Source organism: Mesorhizobium sp. LCM 4577 (assembly GCF_001854795.2).
Lineage (GTDB): Bacteria > Pseudomonadota > Alphaproteobacteria > Rhizobiales > Rhizobiaceae > Mesorhizobium > Mesorhizobium plurifarium.
This window is the reverse complement of the sequence record NZ_MDDU01000002.1, coordinates 430,641-446,858: the sequence shown is the minus strand read 5'-3', so window position 1 is coordinate 446,858 and position 16,218 is coordinate 430,641. Positions and strand designations below refer to the sequence as shown.

The window sequence follows — 16,218 nt, the reverse complement described above, 5'->3', positions numbered from 1 at the left end:
TGCCCTTCGCGGCTGCGAAAAAGCGATTGCCTGCTGTTCGGCGGCACGCGAGTGCTTGCCTTCTGGTTTTTGGCCAGCCCGCGTAAAACTGCCAAACTGTTCCAATATTGCTCGTTGCCATGCCGCCGACCAACACCAAGCTCAATGCCTTTCCCGTCTTCATGCGGGTCGATGGCGAAGCCGTGGCCATCGTCGGCAACGGCGAGGAGGCGCTTGCCAAGGCCAGGCTGCTTGCGCAGTCGAGCGCGGTGCTGCGCATCATTGCCGACAATGCCAGCAGCGGTCTGTTGGACTTCATCGCATCGGCCGGCGCCGTTCGCATCGAGGCGGCATATGAAGCGGCGCATCTCCGGGATGCGGCCCTGGTGTTCGCCGCGAGCGGCGACGAGGCGCTCGACCGTCGCGTAGCCGAGGACGCGCGGCGGCTGGGCATCCCGGTCAACGTCGTGGATCGGCCTGAGCTCTGCGATTTTTTTACCCCGGCCCTGGTCAACCGCGCGCCGGTCGCCGTCGCCATCGGCACCGAAGGCGCCGGACCGGTTTTGGCGCAGATGCTGCGCGGGCGCATCGATCGCATGCTGTCGCCGTCGCTCGGCCGGCTGGCGGCGCTCGCCGCGTCGTTCCGCACCGCCGCCGAGAAACTGCCGAAGGGCAATCGCCGCCGCCGCTTCTGGAGCGATTTCTTCGCCGGCGCACCGRCCAAGGCCATCGAAGCAGGCGAACTCGCCGAGGCGCATGGCGCGGCGCTCGAGCTTTTGACCCAGGATGCCCCGGTCGAAGGGCATATCGCGCTGGTCGGCGCCGGCCCGGGCGCGGAGGATCTTTTGACCTTGCGTGCGCACCGCCTGCTGATGGAGGCCGATGCCATCGTCTATGACGCGCTGGTGCCCGAGGCGATCGTGGCCATGGGCCGCCGCGACGCCGAGCGCCTGCCGGTCGGCAAGCGCAAGGGCTGTCATTCCAAGAGCCAGGAAGAGATCAACGCGCTGCTCATCGAGCTTGGCCGCGCCGGCAGCAAAGTGGTGCGGCTGAAGTCCGGCGACCCGCTGGTGTTCGGCCGCGCCGGCGAGGAAATGGCGGCGCTGCGCGGCGCCGGGGTCGCCTATGAGGTGGTTCCGGGCGTCACCGCGGCCTTCGCCGCCGCCGCCGATTTCGAATTGCCGCTGACGCTGCGCGGTGTGACTTCCTCGATGGTGTTCACCACCGGGCACGATCTCAAGGGCAACTCGCTGCCGGACTGGGCAAAGCTTGCCATCTCCGGCGCGACCGTCGCCGTCTATATGGGCCGTTCGGTTGCCGCCGAGGTCGCCGGCCGGCTGATCGAAGCCGGGCTGTCGCCGGACACCGCCGTCGCCGTCGTCGAGAACGCCAGCCTCGGCACTCGCCGTCGTTTCCATGGGACATTGGCCGACCTGCCGTCCCTGGAGGCGCGCGCCGACCTCACCGGCCCGGTGATGACGATCATCGGCGACGCCGTTGCCGGCGCCAATTTCGAACGATCCGAGCCGCTCGCGGCACATAGATGTGAAGATACGGGGCATGAGGGCGCGGCTTCAGCTGTCGCCCAAGGAGTTGAGCAATGAAGGTACTGACCGCGAACAGGCTCTCCGACGGCATCGCCGTCTGGTACGCCGCCGGCGGCTGGGCGGAGACGGTCGGCCATGCCGATGTCGCGCATGACAAGGCGGCGGAGGATCGACTCGAAGCGATCGGCGCCGCGGCCGCCGCCAACAATGAGGTCCTGGACGTCAACGTGATCGACGTCACCATTGTCGATGGTTTGGTCGAGCCGGTGCGGCTGCGCGAGAAGATCCGCGCCGCGGGCCCAACCATCCACCCCGATCTCGGCAAGCAAGCGGAACGAGCCGCTTAAATCCAAGGAAGGCAACGGGCGGACGCGCCCTGAAAGACAAAGCATGTACCGTTACGACGAGTTCGACCACGATTTCGTTCAGGCCCGTGTCGCCGAGTTCAGCGACCAGGTAAAGCGCCGGCTTGCCGGAGAGATCAGCGAGGACCAGTTCCGGCCGCTCAGGCTGATGAACGGCGTCTATCTGCAACTGCATGCCTATATGCTGCGCATCGCGGTGCCTTACGGCACGCTGAACAGCCGGCAATTGCGCATGCTCGGCCATATCGCGCGCAAATACGACAAGGGCTACGGCCATTTCACCACGCGCCAGAACCTCCAGTTCCACTGGCCGGCGCTCGCCGATGTTCCGGCGATCCTGGCCGATCTTGCCAGCGTTGAGATGCATTGCATCCAGACCAGCGGCAATTGCATCCGCAACGTCACCGCCGACCACTTCGCCGGGGCGGCCGCGGACGAGGTCGCCGATCCGCGTCCCTATGCGGAAATCCTGCGCCAATGGTCATCGGTCCATCCGGAGTTTTCGTACCTGCCGCGCAAGTTCAAGATCGCGGTGACCGGCGCCGAGCGCGACCGGGCCGCCATCCAGGCGCATGACATCGGCCTGCATCTGAAGAAGAACGCGGCCGGCGAGCTGGGCTTCGCCGTCTATGTCGGCGGCGGCCTGGGCCGCACGCCGATGATCGCCAAGAAGATCCGCGACTTCCTGCCGGAAGCCCAGTTGCTGTCCTACTGCACGGCGATTCTGCGCGTGTACAACCTCTACGGCCGCCGCGACAACAAGTACAAGGCGCGTATCAAGATCCTGGTGCACGAGACCGGCGTCGAGGAAATCGCAAGGCAGATCGAGGCCGAGTGGCAGGAGCTCAAGGACACCGAGCTGAAGCTGCCGGAGGCCGATATCGCGGCGATCAACGCCTATTTCGCGCCGCCGGCGCTGTCGGCCCGGCCGGAAGGCGATGCTGTCGTCAAGCAGGCGCGGCTCGATTCCAAGAGCTTCTCGGAATGGCTGGACCAGAACGTCGTGACGCATCGCCATCCCGATTATGCGGCGGTGACGATTTCGCTCAAGGGCATCGGCGAGGTGCCCGGCGACGTCACCGACAGCCAGATGGAAGCAGTTGCCGACATTGCCGAGAAATACGCCTTCGACGAACTGCGCGTCAGCCACGAGCAGAACCTGATCCTGCCGCATGTGGCGCGCGCCGATCTCAAGGCGGTTTACGACGCGCTGGTGGAGATCGGCCTGGCGACTGCCAATTCCAACCTGATCAGCGACATCATCTCCTGCCCGGGCCTCGATTATTGTTCGCTGGCCACGGCGCGCTCCATTCCGGTGGCGCAGGAAATCTCGCGCCGCTTCGCTTCGCTCGAGCGGCAGCGCGAGATCGGCGAATTGAAGCTGAAGATCTCCGGCTGCATCAATGCATGCGGCCACCACCATGTCGGCCATATCGGCATCCTCGGCGTCGAGAAGAAGGGCACCGAGCTCTACCAGGTGACGCTTGGCGGCTCGGCCGACGAAAACACATCCGTGGGCGAGATCATCGGCCGCGGCTTCTCCTCGGAAGAGATCACCGATGCCATCGAGCAGATCGTCGACACCTATCTCGGCCTTCGGCTCAATCCCGACGAACGTTTTATCGACGCCTACCGCCGTGTCGGTCCCGCGCCGTTCAAGGAGGCGCTCTATGCTGGCGAAACCAAGGCCGCTTGACCGTACCGGCAGCGTGGAGACGGGCGTCGCCGCGGAAGCGGCGGGGCTCGACGCGCTGCACGGCCATCTGAAGCCGATCGAGATCATCGAGCGAGCGGCGCGTGACCTGTTTCGCGGCGAGGTCGCCGCCGTGTCGTCCTTCGGCGCGGATTCGGCGGTGCTTCTGCACATGATCTCGGAGATCGACCGTTCGCTGCCGGTCATCTTCCTCGACACCGGCAAGCATTTCGAGGAGACGCTCGGCTATCGCGACGCGCTGGTGGCCGATTTCGGCCTGACCGATATAAGGGTGATTCAGCCGGAGGAGGCCGCGCTCGAACGCGTCGATCCGACCGGCAGGCTGCACGAGACCGACACCGACGCCTGCTGCAATGTGCGCAAGGTCGAGCCGCTGGCGCGCGGCGTCGAACCGTTCCGCGCCTGGTTCACCGGACGCAAGCGCTTCCAGGCTTCGACGCGGGCGGCGCTGCCCGTCTTCGAGGCGGTCGGCTCGCGCATCCGTATCAACCCGCTGGCTCACTGGACGACCTCGGACCAAGCCGACTACATGCGCGCGCATGCGCTGCGCGAAAATCCGCTGGTCGCCTATGGCTATCTCTCGATCGGTTGCTTCCCCTGCACGCAGCCGGTGCAGCCCGGCGAGGACGCGCGCAGCGGCCGCTGGGCTGGGCACGCCAAGACCGAGTGCGGCATTCACCTCTCCGGACTGGAAAAGTCGCTGACCGACGCCTCACTTTAGGATACGCCTGATATTCAGGTGAGGCCGGCCTGCAAATGGCGACTTCCTGTGCTTCCGGTGCTCACGTACTTCAAGTACGCTCCGCTCCGGTTCTCGGAAGTCACCATTTTCGGCTCGGCCTCACCTGAATCTCGGCATATCCTTGGAATCTTTAGGACTTTAGGATTTGATGACTGGATCGACGACAGCGGGGACCCGCCTTTGGACCCCGGACGGTTTTCGCGAAGACGAGTGGACGCACGCCGAAAGCGCCGAAGCGCTTGCCGGTAATGGCCGTTTCGTCCTGCCGCTACAGGTTTTTCTTGGGCTGGATGAGGACGTTCGCAAGTCAGCCAAGGAGCGCCTCGGGGTGTTGCTGCAGCCCGGCGACGAGCTCGACAAGATAACCGGCCTGCTCGACCAGTTGTCCCTGGTGGCGCTCGCCTTTCCGGCCTTCAATGACGGCCGCTCCTTCTCCAAGGGCGAATTGCTGCGGGCCCGGTACCATTTCAAGGGCGCCGTGCGCGCCACCGGTCAGGTGCTGGTCGACCAGCTTCCGCATATGCTGCGACTTGGCTTCGACGAGTTCGAGGTCTCCAACCCGGTGCTGTTGAAGCGCCTGGAGGAAGGCAAGACCGGCGGCTTGCCGGTGTACTATCAGCCGGCGGTGGAGGYGGAACCCAGGGGGCCGAAATATTCCTGGCGGCGCAAACGTCCCGGCTGACTCTGTTTTTCGAGCGGCGAGGGTACGGTGCTGGTCTGACCAGCGCCGCACAGGGCGGCGGCCGGATCGGCCCAAAATAGGTCTGGAACGAACCCCGTATCGTTCTGGTCGGACCACATTGGCGATTCAGGCTTTCCCTTCGGCTGGCCTGCGCTTAGGGTAGGGGTCATTATTTCGGACCGCGAAATAACAGCCAGCCAAAGGAGGAAGAGCATGGCCGGTAAGAAAATACTGATGCTCGTTGGCGAGTTCAGCGAGGAGTATGAGATTTTCGTGTTCGAACAGGCCATGCACGCGGTGGGCCACACCGTCCATGTCGTATGCCCGGACAAGAAGGCGGGCGACGTGCTGAAGACCTCATTGCACGACTTCGAGGGCCACCAGACCTATACCGAAAAGCTGGGCCACGACTACATCCTCAACAAGACCTTCGCCGAGGTGAATCCGGCCGATTACGATGCGGTCTATGCGGCGGGCGGGCGCGGGCCGGAATATATCCGCATCGACAAGCGCGTGCAGGCGCTGGTCAGGCATTTCCATGAGACCGGGAAGCCGATCTTCACGATCTGCCACGGCGTGCAGATCCTGATCGCGGTCGATGGCGTGGTGCGCGGCAAGGAGGTCGCGGCGCTGCAGTATTGCGAGCCGGAAGTGACGCTTGCCGGCGGTACCTATATCGATGTCGCCCCGACCGGGGCGCATGTCGACGGCAATCTGGTTTCAGCCAAGGGCTGGCCGGGCCTCGCGGCCTTCATGCGGGAATGCCTGAAGGTGCTCGGCACGGAAATCCGTCATGGCGAAGCGCTGATGCGCGATGACCGGAAGGCGGCCTGAACTTGTCTTTTGCATAATTCCGGACGGAAAACCCTACACACTTTTCCTGGAATTGCTCTTAGTGGCGGCGCGCGGCAATTGAGCGCCGCCCGCCGTCCGCATTCTCCGCCTCTGCATCGTCGAGGCGGTCAAGCAGATCACTTAGCCGCTGGGGCATCTCCTTTTCCAGGCGAAATGCCGGCAAGGTGCGCAGAAAGCGCTTCGTTACCTCGCTGCCGGCCTGCCGCCGGATATCGTTGGCCAGCTCGGCGCGCCTGTTGCCGTGATTGCCGCTCATGTCCCAAAATCCTGTGTCGGCTTCGAAACTCCTCCAGCCCGTTTATGGTTCCCGCAACGGCATTCGAGGGCAAGCAAAGCCGCGTGATAGGGTAAAATTTGAATTAACTTGGAACGACGGCCGGACATTCTCGGTCCGCGCTTACCCCTTGATTTTTGACCGCCAAACCTCGATATCGGGCGCAAATCCAAACCAATCCGAATGACGGGAAACGCGATGAGCGACCAGGCAAAAGACGAACGCACGCCCGAAGATATGGAAGCCACCCAGGCTTCCGGCGAGCGTGCGGAAGGTGGTGTCGACGGCGACTACGAAGCGCTGGTGCGGCTGCTGAAGGAAAACGAGGAACTGAAGGACCGTGCGTTGCGCGCGGCGGCCGAGATGGAGAATTTGCGGCGGCGCACAGCGCGCGATGTGCAGGACGCCCGCGCCTACGCCGTCGCCAATTTCGCGCGCGACATGCTGTCGGTATCCGACAATCTGCGCCGCGCGCTGGACGCGATCCCAGCCGAGGCGAAGGCCAGCGGCGACGCCGGGTTCAAGGCGCTGATCGAAGGTGTCGACCTCACCGAACGCGCCATGCTTTCGGCGCTGGAGCGCCACGGCGTGAAGAAGCTCGCGCCGGAAGGCGAGAAGTTCGATCCGAACTTCCATCAGGCGATGTTCGAGGTGCCCAATCCGGAGGTTCCGGCCGGCACCGTCGTGCAGGTGGTTCAGCCGGGCTATTCGATCGGCGAGCGCGTGCTGCGGCCGGCGATGGTCGGCGTCGCCAAGGGCGGACCGAAGACGGCCGCCGAGGCGAAGGTCGAGCCGGGTCCAGTGAACGAGCAGGCCGAGAAGGATGCGTGATTAGGGAATAGGCAGTAGGCAGTAGGGGGCCGTATCAATCGCGCGGCTTCGTGTTATTTATACGCCCTTGTTCCCTACTGCCTACTCCCTACTGCCTATGCCCTTAAACCCCATCGCGCTGCTCGACTATGCCGGCGTCGCCGTCTTCGCGGCGACGGGCGCGCTTGCGGCATCGCGGAAGCAGCTCGACATCATCGGCTTCCTGTTCCTGGCCAGCGTCACCGGCATCGGCGGCGGGACGTTGCGCGACGTCATCCTCAACCTGCCGGTGTTCTGGGTCGCCAACAGCGGCTATGTGCTGATCTGCGCCGTCGTCGCGGTGCTGGTGTTCTTCAGCGCCCACCGCTTCGAATCCCGCTACAAGCTGTTGCTCTGGCTCGACGCCATCGGCCTTGCCGCGTTTTCGGTGATGGGCGCGGCCAAGGGGCTGGCGATCACCGGCTCGCCCGTCGTGTCGGTCATCATGGGCGTGCTGACGGCAACGTTCGGCGGCATCTTGCGCGACCTGCTTGCCGGCGAGCCCTCGGTGCTGCTCAGGCCCGAAATCTATGTCACCGCGGCCCTTGCCGGCGCGACGATCTTCACCATTGGCGATCTTGCCGGCCTGCCGGCGCTGGCGTCGAGCCTGCTCGGCTTTGCGGGCGCGTTCGCGGTGCGCGGCGGGGCCCTCAAGTTCGGCTGGTCGTTTCCGGCCTACAAGAGTCGGCCGGGGCGAAGGCCGGAAGATATTCCGTGAAGAGAGGGAATAGGAGTTAGGGACTAGGCAACAGTCGTAAGAGCACGAATCGTAGCAGTTCTCCTACTGCCTACTGCCTACTGCCTCAAGCCGCGAAGCGCTGCCCTTCACCGCCATAGTAGTTGACGTAGCGGGCGCCGATCTCCTTGACCGGCATGACGACGAAGACGTCGACGGTCGAGAATTCGTGGTCGATGACGCAGCCGTCGCCGATGCGGGCGCCGACGCGCAGGTAGCCCTTGACCAGCGGGGGCATGGCGGCGATTGCCGCCTTGGTGTTCACCGCCTCGATCGGCATCAGGTCCATCGAGCAGTAGCGTCCCGGAACCGCGCGAACATCCCAGGCGGAGTTGGTGCGGCAATGATGGGCGAGATAGGTCAGCGCCTCGGCATGCGCCGCCGGCACGATGCCATGGAAAGAGGCGCAGCCGGTCATCACGCCGATGCCGTAATGGTTGATATAGGCCCAGATGCCCTGCCAGAGCGCCTCGATGGTGCGCTTGGAGCGGTATTCCGGCAGAACGCAGGAGCGGCCGAGCTCGAGGAAGCGCTGGCCGGGATGCCGCGCGATCAGCTTGGTGAGCTCAAACTCGCCCTCGGAATAGAAGCCGCCGGCGGCTGTGGCGATCTCCTGCCGCAGCAAGCGGTARGTGCCGACGATCCGGCGATGCTCAGGACCGGGAAGGGAGGTATCGAACACAAGAAGGTGATCGCAGAGCGGGTCGAAACGGTCGGCGTCGCGCCGGTTCTGCGCCTGGAACAGGTCCTTCCTCGCGCCGAGCTCGTCGTAGAATACCCGATAGCGGACTTCCTGGGCGGCGGCGATTTCGGCCTCGTTGCGGGCGAGCCGCACTTCGAGATTGCCGATGCGGCCCAGCGGAGCACCGCTTGCGACGGCGTCGGCGGTACGGGCAGCGAGCAGGGCGCCGCCGGCGTTCGGCCGAGTGTCACATTCAGGCACGACTGTATGCACGAGTGATTCTCCTTCGAGCCATCCCTCTTGGCACGGGGATACGGTGTAGGTGCAACAGGATTGTGACAGTACCGTGATACGACGTGGCGGGCAATACTTTGTCGGCTGGGCAATACTCTCAACCGGCTATCTTGTGGCCGCGAAAGCCAGTCAAGCCAAGGTGTTCAACGGTCAAAAATTTCCTCAGGCCGCAACCTGGCCCTCGACCGCCTGGACGAGCGCGTCCGGGTCGAGCGGCTTGGTCACGAAACCGCTGGCGCCATGGGCGAGCACGGCATGCCGGGTCTTTTCCTGGCTGTCGGCCGAAAGCACCATGATCGGGATCGGCGGCATGGCGAGCGACTCTTCATGGCGACGGATGGCGGCGATCGCATCGAGCCCGTCCATGACAGGCATATGCAGGTCCATGAGCACCACGTCGAAGCGGAACTTGAGGCCTGCATCGGTGACGGCATCGACCGCGGCCTTGCCGTTGCCGACGATCTTGACGCGATGCCCGGCCTTGAGCAGCGTGGCGCGGGCGAGCATGGCGTTGATGTCATTGTCTTCCGCGATCAGCACCGACAGGCCCTGGTCGCGCTTGCGCGAGGAAGCCTGGCGGGGCTCCGGCCGCGGCTGGACGAGCGCGGAGCCATGGCTGGTCAACAGCACCCGCAGCAGGGTCTCGCCGCGCACGGGCCTCGCGAGGAAAGTGGCGTAGCCGCTGGCGCGGAATTCGCCGAGCATGCCGCGGTCGGTCGGCGCGATCAGGGTGATGGCCTCGCAGTCGGTAAAACCCGAGTCGCGCAGCCGCTTGAGCAGCCTGCCGTCGCTGTTTTCGAGCGCGGCGTCGATCAGGAGCACGTTGCAGCCGGCAGCGAAGGGAGCGGCCTGGCTTGGTGTCGCCGCGATCTCGACGATGCCGCCATGGGCCCTGATCGTGCGGGCGATGGCATCGGCCTCGGTGGGGTTTTTCGACACGATCACCGCTCGCCGGTCGGCGAGGATGTTGTGGCGATGCGGCGGCGGCTCGGTTGCAGCGACCGCCGGTAGCTCGAGGACGAATTCGGACCCTTCGCCGAGCCGGCTCGAGACCGAGATCGTGCCGCCCATCGCGGTAGCCAGCCGCTTCGAGATGGCAAGACCGAGACCCGCGCCGCCATGCACCCTGGTCGAGGTGCCGTCGGACTGCTCGAACTCCTCGAAGATGCGCTCCATGTCCTCTTCGCGCAGGCCCGGGCCGGTGTCGGCGACGGTGAAGCAGATGCGGTCGGTGGTTTCGGTGCGCGCGCGCGCCACGGTGAGCAGCACGCCGCCCGTGTCGGTGAACTTCACCGCGTTGCCGATGAGGTTCAGCAGCACCTGGCGCACGCGACCGGGGTCGGCGGTGATCATCTGCGGCACGTCGGGCTCGACATGGCAGCCAAGGCCGATGTTCTTGGCGAAGGCTTTCGCGGCCAGAAGCTCGATGATGTTGTCGGCGATTTCACGCAGCGAGGTCGGCTGCGGCTCGGGCTCGAAGCGGCCCGCCTCGATCTTGGAATAGTCGAGCAGGTCCTCGATGAGCGCGAGCAGCGCGCTGGCCGAGGTGGAGACGGCGCCCACATAGGTGCGCTGCTCGGGCGAAAGGTCGGTATCGGCAAGCAGCTTCGCCATGCCCATGATGCCGTTCATCGGCGTGCGGATCTCATGGCTGACGGTGGCGAGGAAGCGCGACTTGGCCTGGCTCGCATATTCAGCCCGCTCGCGCGCGGTGATCAGCGAGGATTCGGCGCGCTTGCGGGCGGTGATGTCGCGGGCGATGGCCCGGTGCGAGACCGCGCCGGTGTCCTTGTCGCGCACCGACAATTCGATCCAGGAGAACCAGCGCGGCCCGTTCGGGGTGCGGATCGCGACGTCGGTGGAGCTCAGGCATTCATGATCGGAGAAGGCGGCGTCAGGGACGACGCCGACATCGATGCCGAGCTCGGACAAGGTCCTGCCGGCAAGATCGCGCGCGTCGACGTCGACAAGCGAGGCAAAGACGCTGTTGGCATAGACGATATGGCCGTCGCGGTCGCGATGGACGACGAGGTCGCCAAGCGCGTCGATCAGGCCGCGGAAGCGTTCCTCGCTCTCCTGCATCTCCCACATGCGGTCGGCGAGGGTCTCGATCTCGGCGCGACTGCGGGCGGCGGTTTCGTCGAGAAGTGCCGCGGTGCGACGCTCGTCGCGACGGCTGCGCAGATGCATGGCGAGGCCGGCAAGGGCCGCAGCAACAAGGCCGGCGGTGACGATGAGCGGCGCTCCGGTGAGATGCGCGAGCCCTGCCATGACGGCGATGGCGACGATCGTCAGGAACGGCAGGCCTTCGTGGCTGGCCGCGGGCAATTCGGGAGCCAACGGCGGCGCGGCAAGCACCTGCCGCTTCGGCGCATCGGCGATGAGCCTGTCAGCGCTCGTGGCTTTGCTGTCCTGTCTGATGTCGGAGTCCGCGACCATGCACGGACCATGCCAGACAGAGATTATGGAAGATTGGGAGGGATCGTTCGAATTTTAGCGATTGCGTGGATTCCTACCGCCTTGCGGGCGCGGGCGGAGCCGCGACTTCCGGCTACATATCTACGACGACGCGGCCCCGGATCTTGCCTTCGACGATGTCGCGCGCGGCGGCGACAATGCCGTCGAAACCGATCGTGCGCGATAATGTCGAAAGCTTCTTCAAGTCGAGATCGGTGCCGATGCGGCGCCATGCCTCCAGGCGGACGGCCTTCGGCGCCATCACCGAATCGATGCCCAGCAGCGAGACGCCACGCAGGATGAAGGGCGCGACGCTTCCCGGCAGATCCATGCCGCCGGCCAGGCCGCAGGCAGCGATCGCGCCGCCATAGGAGGTCATCGACAGGACGTTGGCCAAGGTATGGCTGCCGACCGAGTCGACGCCGCCGGCCCAGCGCTCCTTGGCGAGCGGCTTCGCCGGCTGGCTGAGCTCCTCGCGCGAGATCACCTCGGCGGCGCCGAGATCGATCAGATAGGGGCTCTCGGCGTTGCGGCCGGTCGAGGCGATGACATGGTAGCCGAGGCTGGACAGGATCGAGATGGCGACCGAGCCGACGCCGCCGGCAGCACCCGTCACCACCACCGGACCGCGGTCGGGCACGATGCCGTGACGCTCCAGCGCCATGACGGAAAGCATGGCCGTGTAGCCCGCCGTGCCGACGGCCATCGCGTCATGCGGGCTCATGCCGTCGGGCAGCGGCACCAGCCAATCGCCGTTGACGCGGGCGCGGCCAGCGTAGGCGCCGTAATGCGTCTCGCCGACGCCCCAGCCGTTAAGGATCACCTTATCGCCCTTGCGCCAGTCGGCATGCGAGGAGGAGATCACGGTGCCAGCGAAATCGATGCCAGGAACCAGCGGCCAGCGGCGCACGACCGGCGCCTTGCCGGTGATGGCGAGCCCGTCCTTATAGTTCACCGTCGTCGCCTCGACGGCGACGGTCACGTCGCCTTCCATCAAATCGGCCTCGGTGAGRTCGACGACATCGACGGACTGCTTCTTGTCAGCATCGCGCGAAACGAGGATCGCTTTGAAGGTGTCGGTCACGTTTTTCTCCTCGGTTCTGAGCTTTACGCTTTAAGCAATTCCGGACGGAAAACCGCTGCACACTTTTCCTGGAATTGCTCGGAAGTCTGCGGCTTCAACCGCGTCAGGTCAATTGCCTGGATCCTGGGGCTTGGCCTCGCGGCCCCAGCCGATCAGTTCGTCGAAGACGACAAGCGCCGCGCCGACCGAGATGAAGGCGTCGGCGAGGTTGAACACCGCGAAAGACCAGACGGGCGTGTGGAACAGGATGTAGTCGATGACGTGGCCGTAGACGGCGCGGTCGATGAGGTTGCCGAGCGCGCCGCCGATGATGAGCGCAAAGCCGATGCGGGCGACGACATGGCCGGCCGGCGTGCGCGTGGCGAGATAGAGCACGAAGGCCACGACCAGCACGGCGATGACCACCAGGCCGGTATCGCCGAACGACTCGAACATCGAGAAGGCGATGCCGGTGTTGTAGGTGCGGAATAGGGCCAGGAAGGGCAGGAGATCGACCTTCTCCTGGAAAGCGAGCCCGTTCTCGACCAGTTGCTTGATCCACTGGTCGAGCGCAATGACGATGACGACCAGCACGACGTAAGGGGACCAGGATTTCACTTGGGAGTCCTCATCGGCTGTCGTTGGCGGGCTCGAGCTTCAACGCGCCGCGCCTTATCTCGAACAACATCACGCCGGTGGCGACCGCCAGGTTGAGCGAATCGGCCCGGCCGGCCTGGGGGATCCTGAGCAGGCGGTCGCAGCTTTCGGCGAGGCTGTCGGGCAGTCCCTGCTGCTCGTTGCCCATCAGCAGCAGAACCGGCCCCCTGGTGAAATCGACGGAGCGATAGTCGACCGCGCCCTTGAGGTGCGTGCCGACGACAAGACCCGAAAAATCGCGCCGCCAGGCGAGGAAAGCCTGCTCGGTGGCTCTCGCGACCGGCACGGCGAAGATCGAACCCATGGTGGCGCGCACCGTCTCCAGCGAGAACGGATCGGTGGTGTCGCCGACCAGGATGACGCCCCTGGCGCCGACCGCGTCGACGGTGCGGATCACGGTGCCGAGATTGCCGGGGTCGCGCACCCGGTCGAGCGCCACCCAGACATCGCCGTCCCTGGCGCGGATGTCCTTCAGCGGCACGGTCTGCTGCGCGAAGACGCCGACCACCATTTGCGGGTTTTCGCGCCGGGTGATGGCGGCCAGCACCTTTTCCGAAACTTCGAGCACCGTGCCGCCGGCGGCGACGGTGCGCGCGGCGGCCTTTTCTATCGCCGCGTTGCCGCGTCCGGCCTTGGCGAAGACCAGGGTCCTGATCGACCAGCCGAGGTCGAGCGCGTCGATGATGAGCTTCAGGCCCTCGGCCATGAAGGCGTTCTGCTGGTCGCGGAATTTCTTCAGCGCCAGCGCCTTGATGTCCTTGACCAGGGGATTGGCAAGGCTGGTGACTTCCTTGACCTGCCCAACCGGGCGGGCGCCGTCATGTGGGTTCATTCAAGCCACCCAGCGCGAGAACAGCGAGGTCGACAAAGCGCGGCCGGCCGACTTCTCGCGAATGATCAGTTCGCCGGATTCGACCGTGCCGCCCATGCCGGCAAAAGTGTCGCGCATCAGCGCATGGATGGCGAAGAAGGAGGCGCGGATCGAATAGGCGGTGAGAACGACGGCCAGCGGTTTCGGCGTCAGGATCGAGCGGCAAAGGTCGGTGAGGCCCGGCAGGTCCTCGAACAATTGCCAGACCTCGCCCTTCGGGCCTCGGCCATAGGCCGGCGGGTCGAACAGCACGATGTCGTAGCGGCTGCCGCGGCGGTCCTCGCGCTCGGCGAACTTCACCGCGTCCTCGACGATCCAGCGGATCGGCTTGCCGGAAAGGCCGGCCATCTCCTGGTTCTCGCGCGCCCAGCCGATCGCCTTCTTCGAGGCATCGACATGGGTGACCTCGGCGCCGGCGCGGGCTGCCACCAGCGAGGCGAGGCCCGTGTAGCCGAAGAGGTTCAGCACCTTGACCGGGCGCTTCGCCGCCGCGATCAGCCCGGCCATATGGTCCCAATGCGAGGCCTGCTCCGGAAAAACACCGACATGGCGGAAGGAGGTGAAGCGGCCGAGATAATCGATGCCGTCATGCTTCATCGGCCAGGTCTCACCGAGCGGCGCCTTGGGAAAGCGCCAGCGGCCGATGCCTTCCTCGTCGGTGTCGCCGGTGAAGATGGCGTCGGCGCGCTCCCATTCCTTCGCTGGAAGGGCCCGCTGCCAGATTGCCTGGCCCTCGGGGCGCACGATGCGGTAGGGGCCATATTGCTCGAGTTTTTCGCCGGCGCCGCTGTCCAGCAGCGCGTAATCGGCGTTGGGCGCGACTTCGAGGATCAATGGCAGGCGCTCGGCGGGCAGCACGCCCTCGGGGCGCGCCGGCACGCGTGGCGCCGGTTTGGCGTCCTGCCGGTCCGCCGGTTTCGTTTCGCGGCGCTCGGCGGGCGCGGCCTGATGCCGCCCGGCCGGGAACGCATCACGCGGGCGAGGCTGTTCCGCCCTTGCGGGATGCGGGCGGCCATCGCGGCGTTTGTCGCGAAAAGATTTCAAGAAGGATCATCTCCGGCGGTTCGGCCCGCTTCTGCCACAGCTAAGCCCACCGGCGCAACAAAGCCCGGCTCATTCAATGGTGGGTCGTCAGCCATGCCGAACGCCGAGCAGGCCGAAGCAGAGCGAAATGAAGCCAAGCGCCTTGGCCACAGTCACCGCCATGTGGCCGGTTTCCCAACGTAGCCGGATGGCTTCGAAGTTTTCCGGGATCGGTCCCGGCGTCCAGGTCGCGAGGATATCGTTGGCCGGTTTGACGAGGCCGAACCAGAGCGCCAGCGCGGCCGCATAGAGCAATGTGGCCGCGAGCACAAAGCGGAAGGCCGCAGCCTGGCCACGCAGCATCCAGGCAAGCAACGCCGGACAGAGGATCGCAGCGATATCGAGCGGGGCTCCGATCACGGCAAAAAGCAGGAACTGGCCGTTGAAGACCGTCGCCTCTCGCCACAGCGCCGGCGACCATTTCGTCAGCCTGGGCAGCGATTCCAGCACATGGGCAAAGGACGGCCCAAGGCTGAGCGCCGCGACGAAAACGGTCAGCACCGACCAGAAGAACAGGAAACYGCGCATCTCCATTGCGGAGACAACGGGAACGGGACGCAGGCGTTCCGTGGCATTGGCTGCTTGCCGCGATGCGCGGGCCAGCCTTATTGTCCGGCACGCCGGTTAGCCATTCATGTCCCGTTCGGAACGCCTGCTCGACCTGATCCAGATCCTGCGCCGCCATCGCCGGCCGGTGAGCGGCCGCATGCTCGCGGACGAGATGGGTGTGTCGATCCGCACGCTCTACCGCGACATCGCGACGCTGCAGGGGCAGGGCGCGCCGATCGAGGGCGAGGCGGGGCTTGGCTATGTGCTGAGGCCCGGCTTCATGCTGCCGCCTTTGATGTTCAGCGACGAGGAGATCGAGGCGATCGTACTCGGCTCGCGCTGGGTGGCGAAGCAGCCGGACAAGAGATTGGYGGTCGCCGCGGCCGATGCGCTGGCCAAGATCGCGGCGGTGCTGCCGGATGATTTGCGCGAGGATCTCGACGCGACAACGCTGCTTGTCGGACCGCGCTCGGAAAATGCCGAAGCGATCGACCTGGCCATCGTGCGGCAGGCGATCCGCGACGAGCGCAAGCTCGGCTTCCTTTATCGTGACGCCGGTGGAGCAGCATCGAAGCGCCTGGTCTGGCCGTTCGCGCTCGCCTTCTTCGACAAGGTGCGGGTGATGGTGGCGTGGTGCGAGACGCGCCGGGATTTCCGGCATTTCCGCGCCGACCGGATATCCGATCTGACAGCGACCGACATCCGCTATCCGCGCCGCCGCCAGGCGATGCTGAAAGAGTGGCGGGCGGGCCTTGACGCGCCCGGCCGGAACGGCGCGAAAGACGCTTCCGGCTGATCGCTGCTGCCAGAATCTGACAG

17 protein-coding genes are annotated in these 16,218 nt (G+C 65.5%); 9 read left to right on the top strand and 8 right to left on the bottom strand.

Going from position 1 to position 16,218, the window contains the following annotated elements; genetic code table 11:
- The first annotated feature begins 119 nt into the window (after nucleotides 1-119).
- The 6 genes from cysG to LCM4577_RS06655 all read left to right on the top strand — a co-directional run bounded on the left by cysG (nucleotide 120) and on the right by LCM4577_RS06655 (nucleotide 5,863).
- The gene (gene cysG / locus LCM4577_RS06680) at nucleotides 120-1,583 is read left to right on the top strand and encodes a siroheme synthase CysG (protein WP_071070341.1); all 1,464 of its coding nucleotides are present in this window, start codon (nucleotides 120-122) and stop codon (nucleotides 1,581-1,583) included.
- Nucleotides 1,580-1,873 (top strand): DUF2849 domain-containing protein, encoded by a 294-nt coding sequence (locus LCM4577_RS06675; protein WP_040990335.1) that lies wholly within the window; start codon nucleotides 1,580-1,582, stop codon nucleotides 1,871-1,873. The genes cysG and LCM4577_RS06675 overlap by 4 nt, the downstream gene beginning before the upstream one ends.
- Nucleotides 1,874-1,916: 43 nt before the next feature.
- Nucleotides 1,917-3,587: a nitrite/sulfite reductase gene (locus LCM4577_RS06670; RefSeq protein ID WP_040990334.1), complete on the top strand. Its 1,671-nt coding sequence runs from the start codon at nucleotides 1,917-1,919 to the stop codon at nucleotides 3,585-3,587.
- On the top strand, nucleotides 3,562-4,326 hold the full coding sequence (locus LCM4577_RS06665) for a phosphoadenylyl-sulfate reductase (protein WP_071070339.1): 765 nt from the start codon (nucleotides 3,562-3,564) through the stop codon (nucleotides 4,324-4,326). Before LCM4577_RS06670 ends, LCM4577_RS06665 begins: the two co-directional genes overlap by 26 nt.
- Nucleotides 4,327-4,495: 169 nt before the next feature.
- Nucleotides 4,496-5,029 carry a DUF934 domain-containing protein gene (locus LCM4577_RS06660; protein ID WP_071070337.1) on the top strand — a complete coding sequence of 178 codons (534 nt, stop codon included), beginning with the start codon at nucleotides 4,496-4,498 and terminating at the stop codon, nucleotides 5,027-5,029.
- 213 nt (nucleotides 5,030-5,242) lie between these two features.
- Complete coding sequence (locus tag LCM4577_RS06655; RefSeq protein WP_040990331.1) at nucleotides 5,243-5,863, top strand: DJ-1/PfpI family protein; 621 nt, start codon at nucleotides 5,243-5,245, stop codon at nucleotides 5,861-5,863.
- Nucleotides 5,864-5,921: 58 nt separating this feature from the next.
- On the opposite strand, the gene LCM4577_RS06650 is transcribed toward LCM4577_RS06655, so the two are convergent.
- On the bottom strand, nucleotides 5,922-6,140 hold the full coding sequence (locus tag LCM4577_RS06650; protein ID WP_040990330.1) for a hypothetical protein: 219 nt from the start codon (nucleotides 6,138-6,140) through the stop codon (nucleotides 5,922-5,924).
- A 216-nt stretch (nucleotides 6,141-6,356) separates the two neighbouring features.
- Between LCM4577_RS06650 and grpE the strand changes: the two genes are divergently transcribed.
- Entirely contained in the window at nucleotides 6,357-6,989 is a 633-nt protein-coding gene (gene grpE, locus LCM4577_RS06645) for a nucleotide exchange factor GrpE (protein WP_040990430.1), read from the top strand.
- A 97-nt stretch (nucleotides 6,990-7,086) separates the two neighbouring features.
- Nucleotides 7,087-7,725, top strand: coding sequence for a trimeric intracellular cation channel family protein (locus LCM4577_RS06640; RefSeq protein WP_071070335.1), 639 nt, complete (start codon nucleotides 7,087-7,089; stop codon nucleotides 7,723-7,725).
- Nucleotides 7,726-7,810: 85 nt separating this feature from the next.
- Here the strand turns inward: LCM4577_RS06640 and LCM4577_RS06635 are convergent, their stop codons facing one another.
- The 7 genes from LCM4577_RS06635 to LCM4577_RS06605 all read right to left on the bottom strand — a co-directional run bounded on the left by LCM4577_RS06635 (nucleotide 7,811) and on the right by LCM4577_RS06605 (nucleotide 15,378).
- Nucleotides 7,811-8,698 (bottom strand): GNAT family N-acetyltransferase, encoded by an 888-nt coding sequence (locus LCM4577_RS06635; protein ID WP_041007857.1) that lies wholly within the window; start codon nucleotides 8,696-8,698, stop codon nucleotides 7,811-7,813.
- 183 nt (nucleotides 8,699-8,881) lie between these two features.
- Nucleotides 8,882-11,158, bottom strand: a complete 2,277-nt coding sequence (locus tag LCM4577_RS06630; RefSeq protein ID WP_071070334.1) for a PAS domain-containing hybrid sensor histidine kinase/response regulator — start codon at nucleotides 11,156-11,158, stop codon at nucleotides 8,882-8,884.
- A 112-nt stretch (nucleotides 11,159-11,270) separates the two neighbouring features.
- Nucleotides 11,271-12,260 carry an MDR family oxidoreductase gene (locus LCM4577_RS06625; protein WP_040990326.1) on the bottom strand — a complete coding sequence of 330 codons (990 nt, stop codon included), beginning with the start codon at nucleotides 12,258-12,260 and terminating at the stop codon, nucleotides 11,271-11,273.
- 108 nt (nucleotides 12,261-12,368) lie between these two features.
- Complete coding sequence (lspA, locus tag LCM4577_RS06620; RefSeq protein ID WP_071070332.1) at nucleotides 12,369-12,857, bottom strand: signal peptidase II; 489 nt, start codon at nucleotides 12,855-12,857, stop codon at nucleotides 12,369-12,371.
- A gap of 10 nt (nucleotides 12,858-12,867) precedes the next feature.
- On the bottom strand, nucleotides 12,868-13,728 hold the full coding sequence (locus LCM4577_RS06615; protein WP_071032684.1) for an RNA methyltransferase: 861 nt from the start codon (nucleotides 13,726-13,728) through the stop codon (nucleotides 12,868-12,870).
- Nucleotides 13,729-14,811 (bottom strand): class I SAM-dependent rRNA methyltransferase, encoded by a 1,083-nt coding sequence (locus LCM4577_RS06610; RefSeq protein ID WP_071070330.1) that lies wholly within the window; start codon nucleotides 14,809-14,811, stop codon nucleotides 13,729-13,731.
- A gap of 87 nt (nucleotides 14,812-14,898) precedes the next feature.
- The gene (locus LCM4577_RS06605; RefSeq protein WP_371410029.1) at nucleotides 14,899-15,378 is read right to left on the bottom strand and encodes a DUF1772 domain-containing protein; all 480 of its coding nucleotides are present in this window, start codon (nucleotides 15,376-15,378) and stop codon (nucleotides 14,899-14,901) included.
- A 106-nt stretch (nucleotides 15,379-15,484) separates the two neighbouring features.
- On the opposite strand from LCM4577_RS06605, the gene LCM4577_RS06600 reads away from it, so the two are divergent.
- Entirely contained in the window at nucleotides 15,485-16,195 is a 711-nt protein-coding gene (locus LCM4577_RS06600) for a YafY family protein (protein WP_071070327.1), read from the top strand.
- Nucleotides 16,196-16,218 lie beyond the last annotated feature (23 nt).

What these genes read in the sequence shown, in the direction of transcription:
- LCM4577_RS06675 (WP_040990335.1), top strand. Translation starts at nt 1,580, where the DNA reads ATGAAGGTACTGACCGCGAACAGGCTCTCCGACGGCATCGCCGTCTGG.
- LCM4577_RS06640 (WP_071070335.1), top strand. Translation starts at nt 7,087, where the DNA reads ATGCCCTTAAACCCCATCGCGCTGCTCGACTATGCCGGCGTCGCCGTC.
- grpE (WP_040990430.1), top strand. Translation starts at nt 6,357, where the DNA reads ATGAGCGACCAGGCAAAAGACGAACGCACGCCCGAAGATATGGAAGCC.
- LCM4577_RS06670 (WP_040990334.1), top strand. Translation starts at nt 1,917, where the DNA reads ATGTACCGTTACGACGAGTTCGACCACGATTTCGTTCAGGCCCGTGTC.
- LCM4577_RS06630 (WP_071070334.1), bottom strand. Translation starts at nt 11,158, where the DNA reads ATGGTCGCGGACTCCGACATCAGACAGGACAGCAAAGCCACGAGCGCT.
- LCM4577_RS06615 (WP_071032684.1), bottom strand. Translation starts at nt 13,728, where the DNA reads ATGAACCCACATGACGGCGCCCGCCCGGTTGGGCAGGTCAAGGAAGTC.
- LCM4577_RS06650 (WP_040990330.1), bottom strand. Translation starts at nt 6,140, where the DNA reads ATGAGCGGCAATCACGGCAACAGGCGCGCCGAGCTGGCCAACGATATC.
- LCM4577_RS06655 (WP_040990331.1), top strand. Translation starts at nt 5,243, where the DNA reads ATGGCCGGTAAGAAAATACTGATGCTCGTTGGCGAGTTCAGCGAGGAG.
- LCM4577_RS06665 (WP_071070339.1), top strand. Translation starts at nt 3,562, where the DNA reads ATGCTGGCGAAACCAAGGCCGCTTGACCGTACCGGCAGCGTGGAGACG.